Annotated in this window: 14 protein-coding genes and 1 tRNA gene; 11 read left to right on the top strand and 4 right to left on the bottom strand. The window is 71.3% G+C overall.

All coding sequences use genetic code 11. The annotated features are described in order from the left end of the window. Positions 1-7 precede the first annotated feature (7 nt). A complete protein-coding gene (locus EDC82_RS04220) occupies positions 8-1,216 on the bottom strand; it encodes a phosphotransferase (protein ID WP_231729439.1) in 1,209 nt (402 codons plus the stop codon). 44 nt (positions 1,217-1,260) lie between these two features. Between EDC82_RS04220 and nudC the strand changes: the two genes are divergently transcribed. The 4 genes from nudC to EDC82_RS04240 all read left to right on the top strand — a co-directional run bounded on the left by nudC (position 1,261) and on the right by EDC82_RS04240 (position 5,333). Beyond that, positions 1,261-2,250 (top strand): NAD(+) diphosphatase, encoded by a 990-nt coding sequence (gene nudC / locus EDC82_RS04225; RefSeq protein WP_006943437.1) that lies wholly within the window; start codon positions 1,261-1,263, stop codon positions 2,248-2,250. A 76-nt stretch (positions 2,251-2,326) separates the two neighbouring features. Further along, the gene (locus EDC82_RS04230; RefSeq protein WP_062257099.1) at positions 2,327-4,453 is read left to right on the top strand and encodes an ATP-dependent DNA helicase UvrD2; all 2,127 of its coding nucleotides are present in this window, start codon (positions 2,327-2,329) and stop codon (positions 4,451-4,453) included. A gap of 158 nt (positions 4,454-4,611) precedes the next feature. Beyond that, positions 4,612-4,869 (top strand): hypothetical protein, encoded by a 258-nt coding sequence (locus tag EDC82_RS04235; RefSeq protein ID WP_062257101.1) that lies wholly within the window; start codon positions 4,612-4,614, stop codon positions 4,867-4,869. A gap of 182 nt (positions 4,870-5,051) precedes the next feature. Next, positions 5,052-5,333 (top strand): WhiB family transcriptional regulator, encoded by a 282-nt coding sequence (locus EDC82_RS04240; protein ID WP_006943409.1) that lies wholly within the window; start codon positions 5,052-5,054, stop codon positions 5,331-5,333. Between the two features lie 73 nt (positions 5,334-5,406). Here EDC82_RS04240 and EDC82_RS04245 read toward each other — a convergent pair whose 3' ends face one another. Then, positions 5,407-6,096, bottom strand: coding sequence for a hypothetical protein (locus EDC82_RS04245; RefSeq protein ID WP_050786405.1), 690 nt, complete (start codon positions 6,094-6,096; stop codon positions 5,407-5,409). A gap of 256 nt (positions 6,097-6,352) precedes the next feature. Between EDC82_RS04245 and EDC82_RS04250 the strand changes: the two genes are divergently transcribed. After that, complete coding sequence (locus EDC82_RS04250) at positions 6,353-6,970, top strand: M48 family metallopeptidase (RefSeq protein ID WP_082740613.1); 618 nt, start codon at positions 6,353-6,355, stop codon at positions 6,968-6,970. Between the two features lie 28 nt (positions 6,971-6,998). Here EDC82_RS04250 and EDC82_RS04255 read toward each other — a convergent pair whose 3' ends face one another. Both EDC82_RS04255 and EDC82_RS04260 read right to left on the bottom strand, forming a co-directional pair. Further along, positions 6,999-7,568, bottom strand: a complete 570-nt coding sequence (locus tag EDC82_RS04255) for an NUDIX hydrolase (protein ID WP_040014202.1) — start codon at positions 7,566-7,568, stop codon at positions 6,999-7,001. A gap of 77 nt (positions 7,569-7,645) precedes the next feature. Further along, entirely contained in the window at positions 7,646-9,373 is a 1,728-nt protein-coding gene (locus EDC82_RS04260; RefSeq protein ID WP_040014192.1) for a zinc-dependent metalloprotease, read from the bottom strand. 169 nt (positions 9,374-9,542) lie between these two features. Here EDC82_RS04260 and EDC82_RS04265 point away from each other — a divergent pair, with 169 nt between their 5' ends. From EDC82_RS04265 to EDC82_RS04290, 6 genes are all read left to right on the top strand, one after another. After that, positions 9,543-10,640: a PDZ domain-containing protein gene (locus EDC82_RS04265; RefSeq protein WP_062257103.1), complete on the top strand. Its 1,098-nt coding sequence runs from the start codon at positions 9,543-9,545 to the stop codon at positions 10,638-10,640. A 20-nt stretch (positions 10,641-10,660) separates the two neighbouring features. Next, the gene (locus EDC82_RS04270) at positions 10,661-11,185 is read left to right on the top strand and encodes a PPA1309 family protein (protein ID WP_062257105.1); all 525 of its coding nucleotides are present in this window, start codon (positions 10,661-10,663) and stop codon (positions 11,183-11,185) included. A 227-nt stretch (positions 11,186-11,412) separates the two neighbouring features. After that, positions 11,413-11,489, top strand: a tRNA-Met gene (locus EDC82_RS04275). Between the two features lie 143 nt (positions 11,490-11,632). Beyond that, positions 11,633-12,889, top strand: coding sequence for a glycosyltransferase 87 family protein (locus tag EDC82_RS04280; protein WP_160126186.1), 1,257 nt, complete (start codon positions 11,633-11,635; stop codon positions 12,887-12,889). Between the two features lie 274 nt (positions 12,890-13,163). Next, positions 13,164-13,628 carry a hypothetical protein gene (locus tag EDC82_RS04285; RefSeq protein WP_062257108.1) on the top strand — a complete coding sequence of 155 codons (465 nt, stop codon included), beginning with the start codon at positions 13,164-13,166 and terminating at the stop codon, positions 13,626-13,628. Between the two features lie 242 nt (positions 13,629-13,870). Next, positions 13,871-14,260, top strand: a complete 390-nt coding sequence (locus EDC82_RS04290; protein ID WP_131940690.1) for an RNA-binding S4 domain-containing protein — start codon at positions 13,871-13,873, stop codon at positions 14,258-14,260. Positions 14,261-14,364 lie beyond the last annotated feature (104 nt).

The raw sequence follows: 14,364 nt of genomic DNA on the forward strand, positions 1-14,364 counted from the left end.
CGAGCGGTCAGCGGGATCTCGCGTTCCCGCCGGACGATTCGTCGGCGACGGCGCCTGCCGAGTCGTCGCTCGAGGCCGCGGGCTCCTCGGACGAGCCGTGAGGCAGTCGGGTGCGCGCGGCGTCGCCATCGACGCGCGTGGCGCCCGCGTGCTCGGAGCGGTCCTCTCGCTCCGGGGCCAGGCGCACGGGGATCTCGACGGTGGCGTCCTCCTCGCCGACCTCGGCGTCGACGACCTCGATGTCGGCGGGGTCGAGCGGGGGGACGAGGTCGATCGGCGCCGTGCCCGCACGGCGCGCCGGCGGCAGGAGACTCGAGTCGCCCTCCACCTCGAAGGCGAGTTCCTCGAGCGCCGCGGCGTGACGCTCGACGCGCGCGTCGTCGCCCATCGTGCGGCTTGCGAGCAGCGCGTACGCGAGTTCCATCTCGCCCATGAGGCGGACGCGGCGCTCCAGGTTCGGGTCGGGCCTCTCGGCGCGTTCGGCGGCGTAGGCCTCGAACACGGTGTCGAACGCCTGCTGCGGCGCAGAGTTCCACAGCAGCGCGAAGTCGCGCGCGGGGTCGGCGACGCCGGCATGCTCCCAGCCGCTGATGGCGCTCACCTCACCCTCGTCGACATGGACGTCGGCGCCGCGCAGCGGCCCGTGCGTCACCGTCGTCGAGAAGCGCCACAACGCCGGCGTGTCAAGGGCCTCGCGCCAGCGGGCGATGAGGGCCGACGGCACCCGGGACGTCGCGGCGGCGCGATCGACGTCGGCGCGCAGACGCTGACGGTAGGTGTCGGCGTCGTAGGTGGCGAGGCCGGCCTCCTCGACGACGCGCGGGTCGACGCCGTGCAGGTGCGCGAGCGCCTGGCCGAGGGCACGCGCCGCGGCGGAGCGTCCGGCGAGGTGGCGCCAGTCGAGCGCCCTGCCGCGGGGGCGCGCGTAGACGGCGACGGCCGATCCCTCCTTCGGGCGGGCGGAGCCCTCGACGCGGGGCACGTCGAAGTCGACGCGTCGCGTGAGCAATTGCACGAGGGCGTCGGATGCGGCGAGTTCGGCGCCTGCGGCTCCAGTCAGCGCGGAGCGGACGAGCCAGACCCGGCCGTCGGCGCCCGTGATGTGGGCACTCTGGTAGAGGTCGCCGGCCGGCACGGGCAGGCCTTCGACCTTGATGGGGCGGATTCCGGGCACGGCGGCGTCGGCGAGGGCGGCGAGGAGCAGGGGCGAGCGCATCACCCCCACACCGTATGTCGGAGGTGGCGTCTAGCCTGGGAGGCATGCCCGACGCCACGCGACCTTTGCCCGATCTCGTCCTCGGCGACGCCGTCGTCGACCGTGATGCGCTGCGGCGCTCCGAACCGGATCTCATCGAGCGGCTGCTCGCCGTCGCGACGACGCGGGTCCTCGACGTGCGCGGCGCCTCGGTGCCGCAACGGCGCACCCAGCTGCTCTGGCGCGCACCACAGGCCGAGGATCGGCAGTGGTTCGACACCGGCGGTGTCGTCCTCTACCTCGGTCAGACGTCCCACGGCCCCGCGCTCGCCGTGCTTCGCCCGCAGGACGACGCACCGGTCCCTGCGCCGACGGGGGAGCGCCCTGGCAACGCGGCTACCGCCACGACTTCGGAGGATGACGGCGACGACGCGCCGTCGTGGCGCACCCTGCGCGACATCGGGCTCGAACTGTCGGGCGACGACCTCGCCTGCGTCACCGCGGCCGTCGCGTTGGCCCAGTGGCATGCGACGCACACGCACTGCCCGCGCTGCGGGGCGCCCACCATCGTCGTCGAGGCGGGCTGGGTGCGTCGCTGCGAAGCGGACGGTTCGCATCACTTCCCGCGCACCGACCCGGCCGTCATCATGGCGATCGTCGACGAGTCCGACCCCGACGACTCGCGCCTCCTGCTCGCCCGCGGCCCACGCTGGAAGGGCCCGCACCGTTCGGTGCTCGCGGGTTTCGTCGAGCCAGGGGAGTCGTTCGAGCAGGCCGTGGCGCGCGAGACGTTCGAGGAGTCCGGCGTCGAGGTCACCGACGTGCGCTATCTCGGCAGCCAGCCGTGGCCCTTTCCCGCCTCCCTCATGATCGGCTGCATCGCGCGTGCGGTGACGACACCGCTGCGCGCTCAGGAGGGCGAGATCGAGGAGATCGGGTGGTACTCGCGCGCCGACGTCCGTCAGGGCCTCGCCGACGGTTCCCTCGCGCTGCCGGGGCGCCTGTCGATCGCGCGCGCTCTCATCGAGCATTGGTACGGTGAGCCGCTCCCGTGACGGTGGCGCACGATCCGACCGACCAACCCGCCCACCCGCATCGCGACGAACGACCATTTCGAGGAGTACCTGAGCAGTGAACGAGCATGACGCCGATTCGGTGCTCGCGGGTCTGGACCCGCAGCAGCGGGAGGTCGCGGCGAACCCGCTCGGCCCGATGGTCGTCCTCGCCGGCGCGGGCACGGGCAAGACGCGCGCCATCACGCACCGCATCGCGTACGGCGTGCACTCGGGCGCTCTCGTCGGTCAGCGCACGCTGGCGGTGACGTTCACCGCGCGTGCTGCGGGCGAGATGCGCACGCGCCTTCGCGAGTTGGGCGTCCCGCAGGTCGTGGCACGCACCTTCCACGCCGCGGCGCTGAGCCAACTACGCTACTTCTGGCCGCAGGCGATCGGTGGGGGCGCGCCGGAGGTCGTCGGGACGAAGGGCAGCCTCGTCGGCGAGGCGGCGGGGCGGCTGCGTCTGCAGGTCGATCGCACCGGACTGCGCGACCTCGCCGGTGAGGTCGAGTGGGCCAAGGTCTCGATGCTCACCCCGGAGACCTACCCGGCCGCAGCACGGCGCGCCGGCCGTCAGCCCGCCGATCTCGACGTCACGGCGATGGCGCGACTGCTCGATGCCTACGAGGACGTCAAGTCCGCGCGCGGCGTCATCGACTTCGAAGACGTCCTGCTCCTGGCCGCCGGCATCCTCGCCGAGCGCGAGGACATCGCCCGTCAGGTGCGCGATCAGTACCGCCACTTCGTCGTCGACGAGTACCAGGACGTCAACACCGTCCAGCAGTACCTGCTGTCGCTGTGGGTCGGTGAGCGCAAGGATCTGTGCGTCGTCGGTGACCCGGCGCAGACGATCTACTCGTTCACCGGCGCCTCGCCGCGGCATCTGCGCACCTTCGCCCAGCGCTTCGAGGGTGCCGCGAAGGTCGAGCTCGTGCGCAACTACCGCTCCGACCCGCCCATCGTCCGCCTCGCCAACGACGTGATGAAGCGCGCCGATCAGGCGTTCGGCAGCGTGACGCTCCAGGCGCAGCGCGAGGGGGGCGTCACGCCGAAGCTCGTCACCTACCCCGACGATCCGGCGGAGGCGCGGGGCGTCGCGAAGGAGATCAAGCGGCTCCTCGCCGACGGCGTGAAGGCCAGCGGCATCGCCGTCCTGTATCGCACCAACGCGCAGTCCGAGGCCTTCGAGACGGCGCTCGCCGACGCCGGCGTTCCCTACCAGATACGCGGCGGTGAACGCTTCTTCCACCGCGACGAGGTGCGCAAGGCCGTCCTGCTCATGCGCGGCGCGGCCCGCAGCGACGACGGCTCGAAACCGTTGCCCGACGTCGTCGCCGACGTCCTGAGCGGCGCCGGCTGGTCGCAGCAGGCGCCCGCGGCGGGGGCGAGCCGTGAACGGTGGGAGTCGCTGCAGTCCCTCGCGGAACTGAGCAAGGACGTCGCCCGCACCGTCCCCGGCGCGCGGTTGCGCGACTTCGTCGCCGAGCTCGACCGACGTGCGTCCGAGCAGCACGCGCCGAAGGTCGAGGGCGTGACGCTCGCGTCGCTGCACGCGGCCAAGGGACTCGAGTGGGACGCGGTGTTCTTCGTCGGCGCGAGCGACGGGCTGCTGCCCATCATGATGGCGAGTGCGCCCGAGGCGATCGAGGAGGAGCGGCGTCTCATGTACGTCGGCATCACGCGTGCGCGCCGTTTCCTGCAGCTCAGCTACTCGCGCAGCCGCCACGAAGGTGGCCGGGCGTCGCGCAACCCGTCACGCTTCCTCGACGGGCTGGGCGACTCGCTCGACGGCGCCGTCGTCGCGGCGACGAAGACGAAGCGCGCCGCGCCCGCCCCCAAGCGCTCGACGGCGAAGTGCCGCACCTGCGGCAAGGATCTGTACTCCGCGCCCGAGCGCAAGATCGGCCGCTGCACCGAATGCCCTGCGACCTATGACGAGGCCCAGTTCGAGGCGCTGCGCGAATGGCGCGCCGCGGTCGCGAAGCGAGACAAGGTACCGGCGTTCGTCGTCTTCACCGACGCGACGCTCGTCGCCATCGCCGAGACGCTGCCGGCGAACCCCGCCGGCCTGCGCGCCATCGCGGGGGTCGGCAACACCAAGATCTCCAAGTACGGCGCGTCCGTCCTCGCCGTCCTGGGCGGCGCGAAACCGCTCGACGAGGTCGAGAAGCCGTCGCAGTTCGGCGACTTCGACCCGGCCTGAGAAGCCGCCGAAGAACTTTCTCGATAATTCGGTTGCTCCCTTCTCGCGGGCGCCGCTAGCCTGAGACCACTTCGCGCCGCGCCTTGGGTGCGCCGCGAACGATCCGCACGAACGAACCGAGTTCGCCCGACGCGAACCGCCGACCCAGGAGGTGCCTCATGGACATCATCACGACGATGACGACGTACGCCGCCTCCCTGCGTGCTTGCCTGCGCCCGAGCGCTCAGGCGTTCCTCCTCGATCTTTCGGGGGAGACGTCTGCCCAGACCGTCATCGGCTCCGGGCTGCGCGCCGCCGGCATCAATGGCTCTGAAGCCCGCCACATCTTCCGCGAGGTGGGCGTGCCGTTCCGCGCCGAGCGTCGCCCCCACACCCCTCGGTTCTTCCCGCTCTCCTGCACGGCGCAGGTGGTCTAGCCACCTGCGAACGTCAGCGAAAGCCGCGAGATCCGAACCCGGGTCCGCGGCTTCTTTCGTGTGACGAACCGATCCAGCATCGAGCGTCTTCGCGAACGAGGCTCAGGGCCCCCACCAGAAACTCCCCGACACCGGGGCCCACATCCTTTCCGGAGCAAGAGCGAGAGACCGACATGACTGCAATGTTCGAAGACCTGATATCCGACGCCCTGATACCCCTGGCGGGCGGTGACGTCGACACGCCGTGCGCCACCGCTGACCCCGAGCTGTGGTTCGCGCAGTCCCCGGCGGACGTCGAGTTCGCCAAGGCGCTCTGCGCCACCTGCCCCGCGGCGCAGCTGTGCCTCGCGGGCGCGAAGGAGCGTCAGGAGCCATGGGGCGTGTGGGGCGGTGAGCTGTTCGAACGCGGCGTCGTCGTGCCGCGCAAGCGCCCGCGTGGGCGTCCGCGCAAGAACGCCGCGTGAGCGCTACCGCCCGCCCCGAAGCGCGCGATGACCCGGGGTACCGATGCACCCGACACGCTGCCCGAGCTGCTGCTCAGGCAGCGTCTCGGCATGTCGGGGTGCACGACCACAGGCGGTGCTCGACGTGCGGCGCGGCCATGTCGAAGGTGAGACTGATCGAGCAGGCCGTGACGTTGCCCGCCGCGAACGCCCGGACGAACAACCCGGCCGCACCCGCGGCGAAGGCGAACAGGGCGGGGCTGAGGGCGGCGTCTGGGCGCCGCGTCCCGCTCGAATAGGCCGGGTTGACGCACCCGGCGCACGCGCCGCCTGCGCCAGCGACGGGGCCGACGGTGACGGTGCGAGCCGTGAACGCGAGCGGCAGGACGGCTGGCGCCGGGCCGGTCAGCGGGCCGGGCAGATCGGGGACGTCACCCAGTTCTTCGTAACGCCACGGCAGCGCCCCGATGAGCAGATCGGGCGCGGATGCACTCGCGCGGCCGTCCCACACCCCGGCCCCGTCGCACAGCGGGGCGACGACGTCGAGGACGGCTCGTTCGAGCGCCGCAGGACCGGTGACGAGGGTGCGCGTCGTGCGTCGCGGGCGGTGGGTGACGGCGGCGACGAGGTCGCGCCAGCCTGCGTCGTGGGCGGGGGCACCGGAACCGGGTTCGGGGTCGGTGAGGGCGTGCAGCGAGGTGTCGTCGAGGTCGTTCAGCACGAGGTGACGCAGGGCGCGGCGCTCGGCGACGTGGGGACGCGGCGTGATGACGGTGTCGGACACGAGAGGCTCCTGTGGGTGGGTGACGCGGATGGGACGGATACCGAGGACGGCGGGTGGGTGACAGGGCACGGTCGAGCGCCCACGCGAACGGTTGGCCGGCGCACCCGAGCAGGTGATCCAGCACGACGGGCGGTGCCCGTCATGTCTTCGAGCCTGCCCCGCGCGCGCAGATCGCCGCAGGGCTCGTCCACAGGCGTCACACCTGGGGATGACGCAGAATCCCGGGGTTGTCAGTCGCTGTCGATAGCCTCGGGGCATGCCGAGAACCACCGCCCCCGCACCCACGCGAATCACCGTCGACGGTCAGGACGTCGAGATCCGGCGTAGCGCGCGCCGCACGCGATCCGTGCAGGCACGCTTCGAGGACGGCGTCGTCGTCGTGCTCGCCCCGGCGACGCTCTCGGCGCGCGAGGAGACACGCATCGTCGAAGATCTCGTGCGCAAGATGCTGCGCAAGAGTCGCTCGCAGCGCAACGACGACACCCTGATGCGGCGAGCCGTGGCGCTCAGCCGACGCTTCGTGCCCGGCGCGCCCGAGCCTGCCTCGGTGCGGTGGGTGTCGAACATGACGACCAGGTGGGCGTCGTGCTCACCGGGGGATGCTTCGATCCGGCTCTCCGACGCGATGGTCGGCATGCCCGACTACGTCGTCGACGCGGTGCTCCTGCACGAGGTCACGCACCTGCTCGAGCGCGGGCACGGGCCGCGCTTCCAGGAGATCGTGCGCCGCTACCCGGAGCACGAACGCGCCCAGGCCTTCCTCGCCGGCGCCTCGTTCGGGGCAAGTCGTGCCGCGCCCGCGCCGTCGGCGTCACTCGATGACGACCTCGGCGAAGAGGAAGGAGACGTCGCCGACCCGACGAGGGAGCCGTGACGGCCGCGTCGATCGCGGCCGAGTGGGCTCAGAGCCCGGGGTTGGCGCGGACGCGCTCGCATGCGAGGGCGATGGCCTCGCGCAGCGCCGGTTCGGCATCCTCGGGCAGGGCGTCGACGTCGAACCAACGCACATCGTCGGATTCGTCGCTCACCGTGAGGGATTCGCCGCCTGCCACGGCGACGTACCGCACGTCGAGGTGTTCCGTGCACCATCCGAACGCCCCGTCGAGAGCATGGATGTCGACGGCGAGCAGCCCAGGCAGCAGCCGCAGGTCGGCGAGGCCGGATTCTTCGAGGCCCTCCCGCAGGGCCGCCGCCTCGAGCGTTGCGTCGCCGCACTCGAGGTGCCCGCCGAACTGGAACCACCGCTTCGCCTTCGCGTGCAGCGTCAGCGCCACGCGGCGGGCGTCGGCATCGACGACGACCAGCGACGTCGTGAAGTGGGCTCGGCTGTGATGACGCCACATTGCTGTCGCATCGAGTCGCAGGGTCTCGACCATGCGGGCGCGCATCTGCTCCTGCGGCGGGCTCGGGGCCGTCCAGGTGCTCAGGTCGGCGAGCGCCTGCGAGTGCAGCGCCGTGAACTGTTCGGGCATGGCGGGCTCGGCGCGCGACGACGGGGCCGAACGGGTCTCGACCCGCCCGGCCCCGTGGTCGGATGTCGTGGAGTGGTTCACGCGCCCGGCGTTCCACCCTGCGTCGGATCGTCCTGGCCGTCTCCGTCGCCGGCGCCGCCTTCGTCCTCCGACGTGCCACCCTTCGCGCTGCCCGCCGAGTCGACCTCACCGGGGGCCTCGTCCGCGCGGTCGTCCAGACCGTCATGACGCGGATCGCGCGGGTTCATGGCGGCCTGCTCACCGGACGCGGCACCGGCCGACGCGTCATCCGACGACGAACGGCCCGTCGATGAACCGCCGTAGCCTTCACCGCCGGCCGAACTCGACTCGCCCATCTCGGCGAGCCCCTGGGCCAGCAGCGCGTCGAGGGCGTCGTCCATCTCATCGCGGCCCGTCTCGGGAGTCTCCTCGCCGCTCGCGCGCGCGATGAACGTCGACGGGTCGTCGAGGTCAGTGGCGCTGGGAACGTGGTCGGGGTGCGACCACACGCCGTCGCGGGTGGCGGCGTCCGTCGCGTCGGTCAGCTGCGTCCACAGCGCTGCCGCTTCACGCAGGCGGCGCGGGCGCAGTTCGAGCCCGACGAGCGAGCTGAAGACCTTCTCGGCCGGGCCGGCGGAGGCGCGACGGCGACGCACGACCTCGGCGAGGGCCGCGGCGTTCGGCAGGTGCTGCGCGACCGCGGCGTCGGTGACGACGTCGACCCACCCCTCGACGAGAGCGAGCAGGTTCTCCAGGTGAGCGAGCGTGCGCTTCTGCGCATCCGACGGTTCGGGGGAGAACAGGTTGCCGGCGAGCGCTCCCTGCAGGGCCTCGGCGTCCTGCGGGTCGATGTCGCGCAGCTTCTCCTCGATGGCGTCGGTGTCGATGCGGATGTCACCGGCGTACGTCTGGACGGCGGCGATGAGGGCCGCGTCGAGCCACGGCACGCGCTCGTACAGGCGCACGCGGGCGGCCTCGCGCACCGCGAGGTAGAGGTGCACCTCGCCGGCGTCGAGCTCGAGGCCGTCGGCGAACGACGCGACGTTGTGCGGCAGGATCGTGACGGCGTTGGGGCGCAGCAGCGGCAGGCCGACCTCGGTGCCGGTGACGCTCTCCTTCGCGAGCGCGCCGATGGCCTGGCCGACCTGCACGCCGAACATCTGCGCACTCATCTGCTTGAGCATCGGCGTCATCTGAGCGCTGAGGCTGGAGATGTCGAAGCCTGGCGGCAACATGCCCTCGGGGATGCCGAGCTGCGACAGGTCGCTCGCGTCGAACGAGCCGAGCTGCTTCATCATCGCGTCTGCGACGGCGTTGCCGACGCCGCCCGCGACGGGTTCGACGACCTTGCGCCAGGTCGGCATCGTCGCCTCGACCCATTCGCTGCGCGACAGGGCACGGGCCGGGGCGCCGGGAGCGGCGAAGTCGGTGACCGCGTCGAGCCACAGGTTGGCGACGGCCGCGACCTGCGCGACGTCGCTCTTCGTCGAGGTGGGCACGCTCGGGTCACCCTCCGCGGAGACGACCTGGCGCGCGACGTTCGCCGCGAGCTGTTCGTTGAACGCCGAGCCCGAGTCGCCGCTCATCATCGCCTGCAGCTGCGCCTGCATCATCCCCATCTGCGCCGGGTCCATCGAACCCATGCCCATCTGGCGCAGCGCATCCATCATCTGCGGGTCGGGCGTGCCCCCACCCATGAGGCCGCGCAGCATCTCCTCGAGACCGTCGCCGCCGTTCGCGTCACCGCGCTCGTCGTCGTCCTTGCGGCCGCCGTAGGGGTTCATCGGGTTGTGGTCATCAGCCATGGTGCGCACCTTCCGAGAGGTTCGTGTCCGTCTGGAGCCGACACTACCGGCCGTCGTCGGCGCCGCGCGTGCGGCGGGCAGGCCTGAGCGGGCGCCCGCGCCGCTGTGGGCAGGTGAGAGGATGACGGCTGTTCGACTCCTTCGTGACGTACAACAGCGAGAGGCGCCCATGAGTTCCCGAACCGTCGACGCGGCCGAGCGCCGCCCGTCACGCTGGGCGTCGATGCGCACGCGGACCAAGGTGATGCTGGCGATCTTCGTCGTCGTGCTCCTCGCCGTGGTCGCAGGCTTCGGCATCAAGGTGCCCTACGTCATCCTGCGCCCCGGCCCGGCGCCGAACACCCTCGGCACCTTCGAGGGAAAGAAGGTGTTGACGCTGAGCGGCGCGAAGACCTACCCGACCTCGGGCGGCCTGCACTTCACGACGGTCTCGATGGTCGGCGGCCCCGGCAACCGCCCCAGCCTCATCGAGTACGGGCTCGCGAAACTCGACGATCACGCGCAGATCTACGAAGAGTCGCAGCTGTTCGCGCCGCAGACCACGCGGGAGCAGGTGCAGCAGCAGAACGAGGCGGAGATGACGGGGTCGCAGTCGTCGGCCGAGGTCGTCGCCGCGCGTCAGGCGGGCTACGACGTGCCCGAGATGATCGAGATCGCCGGCATCTCCGACTCGGCGAGCGAGGCGAAGAAGCTGCTGCGCGTCAAGGACGTCATCGTCTCCGTCAACGGGGTGAAGATTGCGGATTCGCTGTCGCTGCAGCGCGAGATGAAGAAGGTCACGCCGGGCCAGAAGGTGCAGCTCGGCATCACCCGCGACGGCAAGGCGATGACGTTCGCCGTGCCGACGACGAAGGTCGACGACCGCGCCGTCATGGGGCTGACGCTCAATCCGAAGGCAACGATGCCGTTCAAGGTGAACATCTCCGTCGGCGACGTCGGCGGCCCTAGCGCCGGCACGATGTTCGCCCTCGCGATCTACGACGAACTGACGCCCGGTGCGCTCACCGGTGGCAAGCAGATCGCGGGCACGGGCACGATGGACTCAGCCGGTGACGTCGGCGCGATCGGCGGCATCCGTGAGAAGGTCGTCGGCGCGCGCCAGGCCGGTGCGACGGCGTTCCTCGCCCCGGCCGACAACTGCGCCGAACTGAAGGGCCACGTGCCGAACGGGCTTGACGTCTACCGCGTCGCGACGATCAAGGACGCCATCTCGACGGTCGAGCACGTCGCCGACGGTTCGACGCAGGGGCTGCCGCGCTGCGGCTGAACGCCCCTACGATGGGTCGCATGAGTGCCGTCAAGCCCGTGCTGTCCCCTCTCACCCGCGCTGCTCTCGAGACCGAGGCGCACGTCGCGACAGACGGGTGGGGTCAACCGGCGCGCCTGTTCTCCCTCGCCCGCAACGGTGAGCTGCTGCGTCGTCAGCCGGCCCTCGCGGCGATGCTCGGCGACGTCGACCCCGACGAGTTCTCCGCGATCGAGCAGGAGGGAGTCATCCGCGGTGACGACCTCGAGAAGGCGCTAGGGCACACGGCTTGGCCGGCGGACGTCGACGGGGTGGCGCTCGCGGTCGAGCGCATCATCGTGCCGCCGCAGGCCGAGATCGAGACGTTCGGTCGCGGCGGGACGAATGCGCAGCGGCTGGCGACCCACGAGCAGCGTGAGGACGTGCGCCTGCTCGTCGCGGCGCTGCGCAACGGCGAGATCATCACCCTCGTGCGACGTCGTGCCGAGGACGATGACGACAAGGTGGCGATCGGCACGAACATCGCGCCGGGGCTCGTCGAGGCGCTCAAGGCGACGCTGACCTGATGACGTGGCCTGGCGGCGACCACCCGGCACGACCATCTCCACGGCTCCGTGACGACTCGCATCCTCTTGCGCTCAAGTGCACCCGGGTGCGCTTGCACGCAGGGGAAAACGTGGGCAGACGCTCGAGCAGGGCACAGCGCGGAGGCGTCTCGCGAGGGGTGACGAGGCTCACGCGGCATCCGATTTGCATTCTTTGTTCATCTGATCGTAGGGTTAAGGCATACCGACGCGGGGTGGAGCAGCTCGGTAGCTCGCCGGGCTCATAACCCGGAGGTCGCAGGTTCAAATCCTGTCCCCGCTACCACGTGGCCCGCCGCTTCTGATCTCAGAGGCGGCGGGCTTTTTTGTCGTGAGATCGTCGTGGTGATGACATCGAGTTCAGTGCGCCGACGGTGGCTCACTGTCGAGCAGGCCGGCCGCTCGAGGTGGCCGGACGAGGGGGAGTTCATGGGGCGTTCGTTTCGTCGCGAGGCGTGGCTCGTGTACCTGCTCGCCTGCGCGTTCGTGACCGTCAGCGCCATCCTGCAGCTGCGCTCCTGGAACTGGACGCTGTTCGACACTCGCATCTACCTCGACGCGACGACGAAGACGCTGAACGGCACAGCCGATCTGTACGAGGGCCGGTTCGGTGACGGCTGGCCGTTCACCTATCCGCCGTTCGCCGTCCTGGCCTTCGCGCCGCTCGCCGCATTGGCGCGGTCTGTCGCGACGGCGCTGCTGACGCTCGGCAGCCTCGTCGCACTGTTCCGCATCTGCTGGTTGCTCGCGGATCGCTCGATCGCACAGTGGAGGCTGGGGGAGCGAGCCCCGGCCCCCGGCTTGGCGACGGGAGCCCTCACGCCCCTCGCCGCCGCGGGTGGGGTGCTGCTAGCCGCGCGCTCGGACGCCGTCGGCGGCACGCTCGCCTTCGGCCAGATCAACCTCGTCATGGCCTGGTTCGTCGTCGAGGACTACCTCGGTCTCGGCCGCCGGCGCCTCGCGGGGGGTCGGCTGTCAGGCGTGCTCACCGGCCTGGCTGCGGGAGTCAAGGTGACGCCGGCGCTCGCCGCCGTCCCGCGCCTGTTCAGCCGCGACCACGCGAGCGCCCTGCGCGCGCTGGGGGCGGGCGTCGTCACCGTTGGCGTCTCGGCGATCGTGCTGCCGCACGAGGTCGTCACGTACTTCACGTCGGCGTTGTGGGACACGAGCCGGCCCGGCGCGCCGGAGAGTGAGTGGAACCAGTCGCTGTCGGGCCTCGTCGCGCGCGTCATGCACGACGTGTCGGGCGCCGGCCTCGTCCGCCTGCTCGTCATCGCGGCGGCGCTCGTCGCGGGGGTGTTCGTCACGGCCGCGCTGCTGCGTCGTGACGACGACGTGGGCGCGGTCCTGGTCATCTTCGTCACGACGGGCGCGGTCAGCCCGATCACCTGGTACCACCACCTCGTCCTCGTTCCGCTGTTCGCCGTGTGGGCGATCCTCGCGACGCGCGGTTGGGCCAAGGGGCTGTACCCGGCGATCGCGGCGCAGGCTTTCCTGCTCGGGCTCTGGGTGCTCACCGGGATGTACCAGAGCGTGCCGCGCGACAACGGAGCCGAACTGCACCACGACCCTCTCGAGACCTTCATCAGCGAGGCCGTCCCGGTGCTCAGCCTGACGATCCTCCTGACGCTCGCCGCCGCGATCGCGCGCAGCAGACGGGCAACAGAGCCGCACCCGACGCGTTGACGTCGTCCGGTCGCCGGCCGATTCACCGGCATGCCACCTGCTCGCGGCTCGAACCTGAGCCATCGTGTGAGCTCGACGCCCGCGGTGCCTGCGAAGGGCTTCGGGATGCCCGTGCCCACGAGCGCGGCTGCGGCGACCTCCGACGACGCGATGCTCGCCCGGGCCATCAAGCACGGGACGGCGGGGAAACGACGCGACATCGCCGGAAGCATCGGTGTCACCTACCCGGCGGCCGCCGCGTTCCTCGGCACGACGTGTGACAGGGGCCACGGCTATGCCGGGGTGGGTCGTCAACTTCGCGAACACGCCGGCGCGGTGGAACGTCACCCTCGACGGGGTCGGCTACGCGGGCGCTCAGGTTCGGCCCGCGAGCCATGACTATGGCGCACTCGGGGTGCCGGACGGGCGCCACACACTCGCGTTCGTCGACCCCCGCACCGGCGCGGTCGCTGCGAAGATCGCGACGGACCTGCACTGCGGTACTCCGGCCGGCGGTACACCCACGTCCGGATGGTCACCGACCGGGCCGGTCGAGGACGGTTCGATTCCGGCGACCCACCCGAGCTCGACGCTGCTGCCACCTGCGAGGCGCCCCAGCCAGACGCCTCCGGGCGTCGGCCCGGTCGTCGAGACCGACCACGTATCGAGCGATCGCGACCCGGGCGCGCTGGTCGTGTCGTTCCCCGGTGCGGCGGGTGCACTGCTGAGCGCGACGCGCCGCCTGCGCCGCGCCCGATGAGCGGCGAGCGACGAGCGCGATCAGCGACGAGCACGGGGGCAGGTGCTCAGGGTCGAGACGCCACGATGCGCGCCCGGTCGTAGGACGATGCCGCGGGCGAGCCCAACGCAGGATGGCGACGAACTCACAGGGAAGCAGCGTATGACGTGCCTCCCTGTGAGTCAGTCGCCATCCGGCTGGGCGCCGCGAGATCTGCGAGCCGGCCCAGCGTCGGTGCAGGGAGGTGGCTTACCCTGGCGCCCATGAGCATGACGTCGGGGGTGGAGGGCAGCGTCCGCATCGATGCCTGGTTGTGGGCTGTCCGGTTGTACAAGACCCGCTCGGCGGCGACGACCGCGTGTCGCGCCGGGCACGTCCGCATGAACGGTGCGACCGTCAAGCCGTCGACGAGCGTGACGGTGGGCGCCGATCTCCGCGTGCGGCAGCAGGGCTTCGACCGCATCGTGCATGTCACGGGCCTGGTCAAGAAGCGCGTCGGGGCGCCCGTCGCGGCGCAGTGCTACGTCGAGTCGACGCCGCCGCGCCAGCGCGAGACCATCCCGCAGATCCCGGTGCGTGACCGCGGCGCTGGGCGTCCGACGAAGAAAGACCGCCGTGAGATGGAGCGCCTGCGTCACGGGGGAGCGCGGTGAGTGATCAGGGTGCGCAGGCCGACGGTGATCAGTGCGCCGGAGGGCATGCCGGCAACTCACCTGCGTTGACCACGGTGAACGCGGTCGATGATCAAGAGAAGGGC

This window comes from Dermacoccus sp. SAI-028, from assembly GCF_004346775.1.
Classification (GTDB): Bacteria; Actinomycetota; Actinomycetes; order Actinomycetales; family Dermatophilaceae; genus Dermacoccus; species Dermacoccus nishinomiyaensis.

Excerpts from the sequence above, each read along its gene's own strand:
- EDC82_RS04270 (WP_062257105.1), top strand. The coding sequence starts at position 10,661 with ATGAGTGCCGTCAAGCCCGTGCTGTCCCCTCTCACCCGCGCTGCTCTC.
- EDC82_RS04220 (WP_231729439.1), bottom strand. The coding sequence starts at position 1,216 with ATGCGCTCGCCCCTGCTCCTCGCCGCCCTCGCCGACGCCGCCGTGCCC.
- EDC82_RS04250 (WP_082740613.1), top strand. The coding sequence starts at position 6,353 with ATGCCGAGAACCACCGCCCCCGCACCCACGCGAATCACCGTCGACGGT.
- EDC82_RS04285 (WP_062257108.1), top strand. The coding sequence starts at position 13,164 with ATGCCGGGGTGGGTCGTCAACTTCGCGAACACGCCGGCGCGGTGGAAC.
- EDC82_RS04235 (WP_062257101.1), top strand. The coding sequence starts at position 4,612 with ATGGACATCATCACGACGATGACGACGTACGCCGCCTCCCTGCGTGCT.
- EDC82_RS04290 (WP_131940690.1), top strand. The coding sequence starts at position 13,871 with ATGAGCATGACGTCGGGGGTGGAGGGCAGCGTCCGCATCGATGCCTGG.
- EDC82_RS04255 (WP_040014202.1), bottom strand. The coding sequence starts at position 7,568 with ATGCCCGAACAGTTCACGGCGCTGCACTCGCAGGCGCTCGCCGACCTG.
- EDC82_RS04260 (WP_040014192.1), bottom strand. The coding sequence starts at position 9,373 with ATGGCTGATGACCACAACCCGATGAACCCCTACGGCGGCCGCAAGGAC.
- nudC (WP_006943437.1), top strand. The coding sequence starts at position 1,261 with ATGCCCGACGCCACGCGACCTTTGCCCGATCTCGTCCTCGGCGACGCC.
- EDC82_RS04280 (WP_160126186.1), top strand. The coding sequence starts at position 11,633 with ATGGGGCGTTCGTTTCGTCGCGAGGCGTGGCTCGTGTACCTGCTCGCC.
- EDC82_RS04240 (WP_006943409.1), top strand. The coding sequence starts at position 5,052 with ATGTTCGAAGACCTGATATCCGACGCCCTGATACCCCTGGCGGGCGGT.
- EDC82_RS04265 (WP_062257103.1), top strand. The coding sequence starts at position 9,543 with ATGAGTTCCCGAACCGTCGACGCGGCCGAGCGCCGCCCGTCACGCTGG.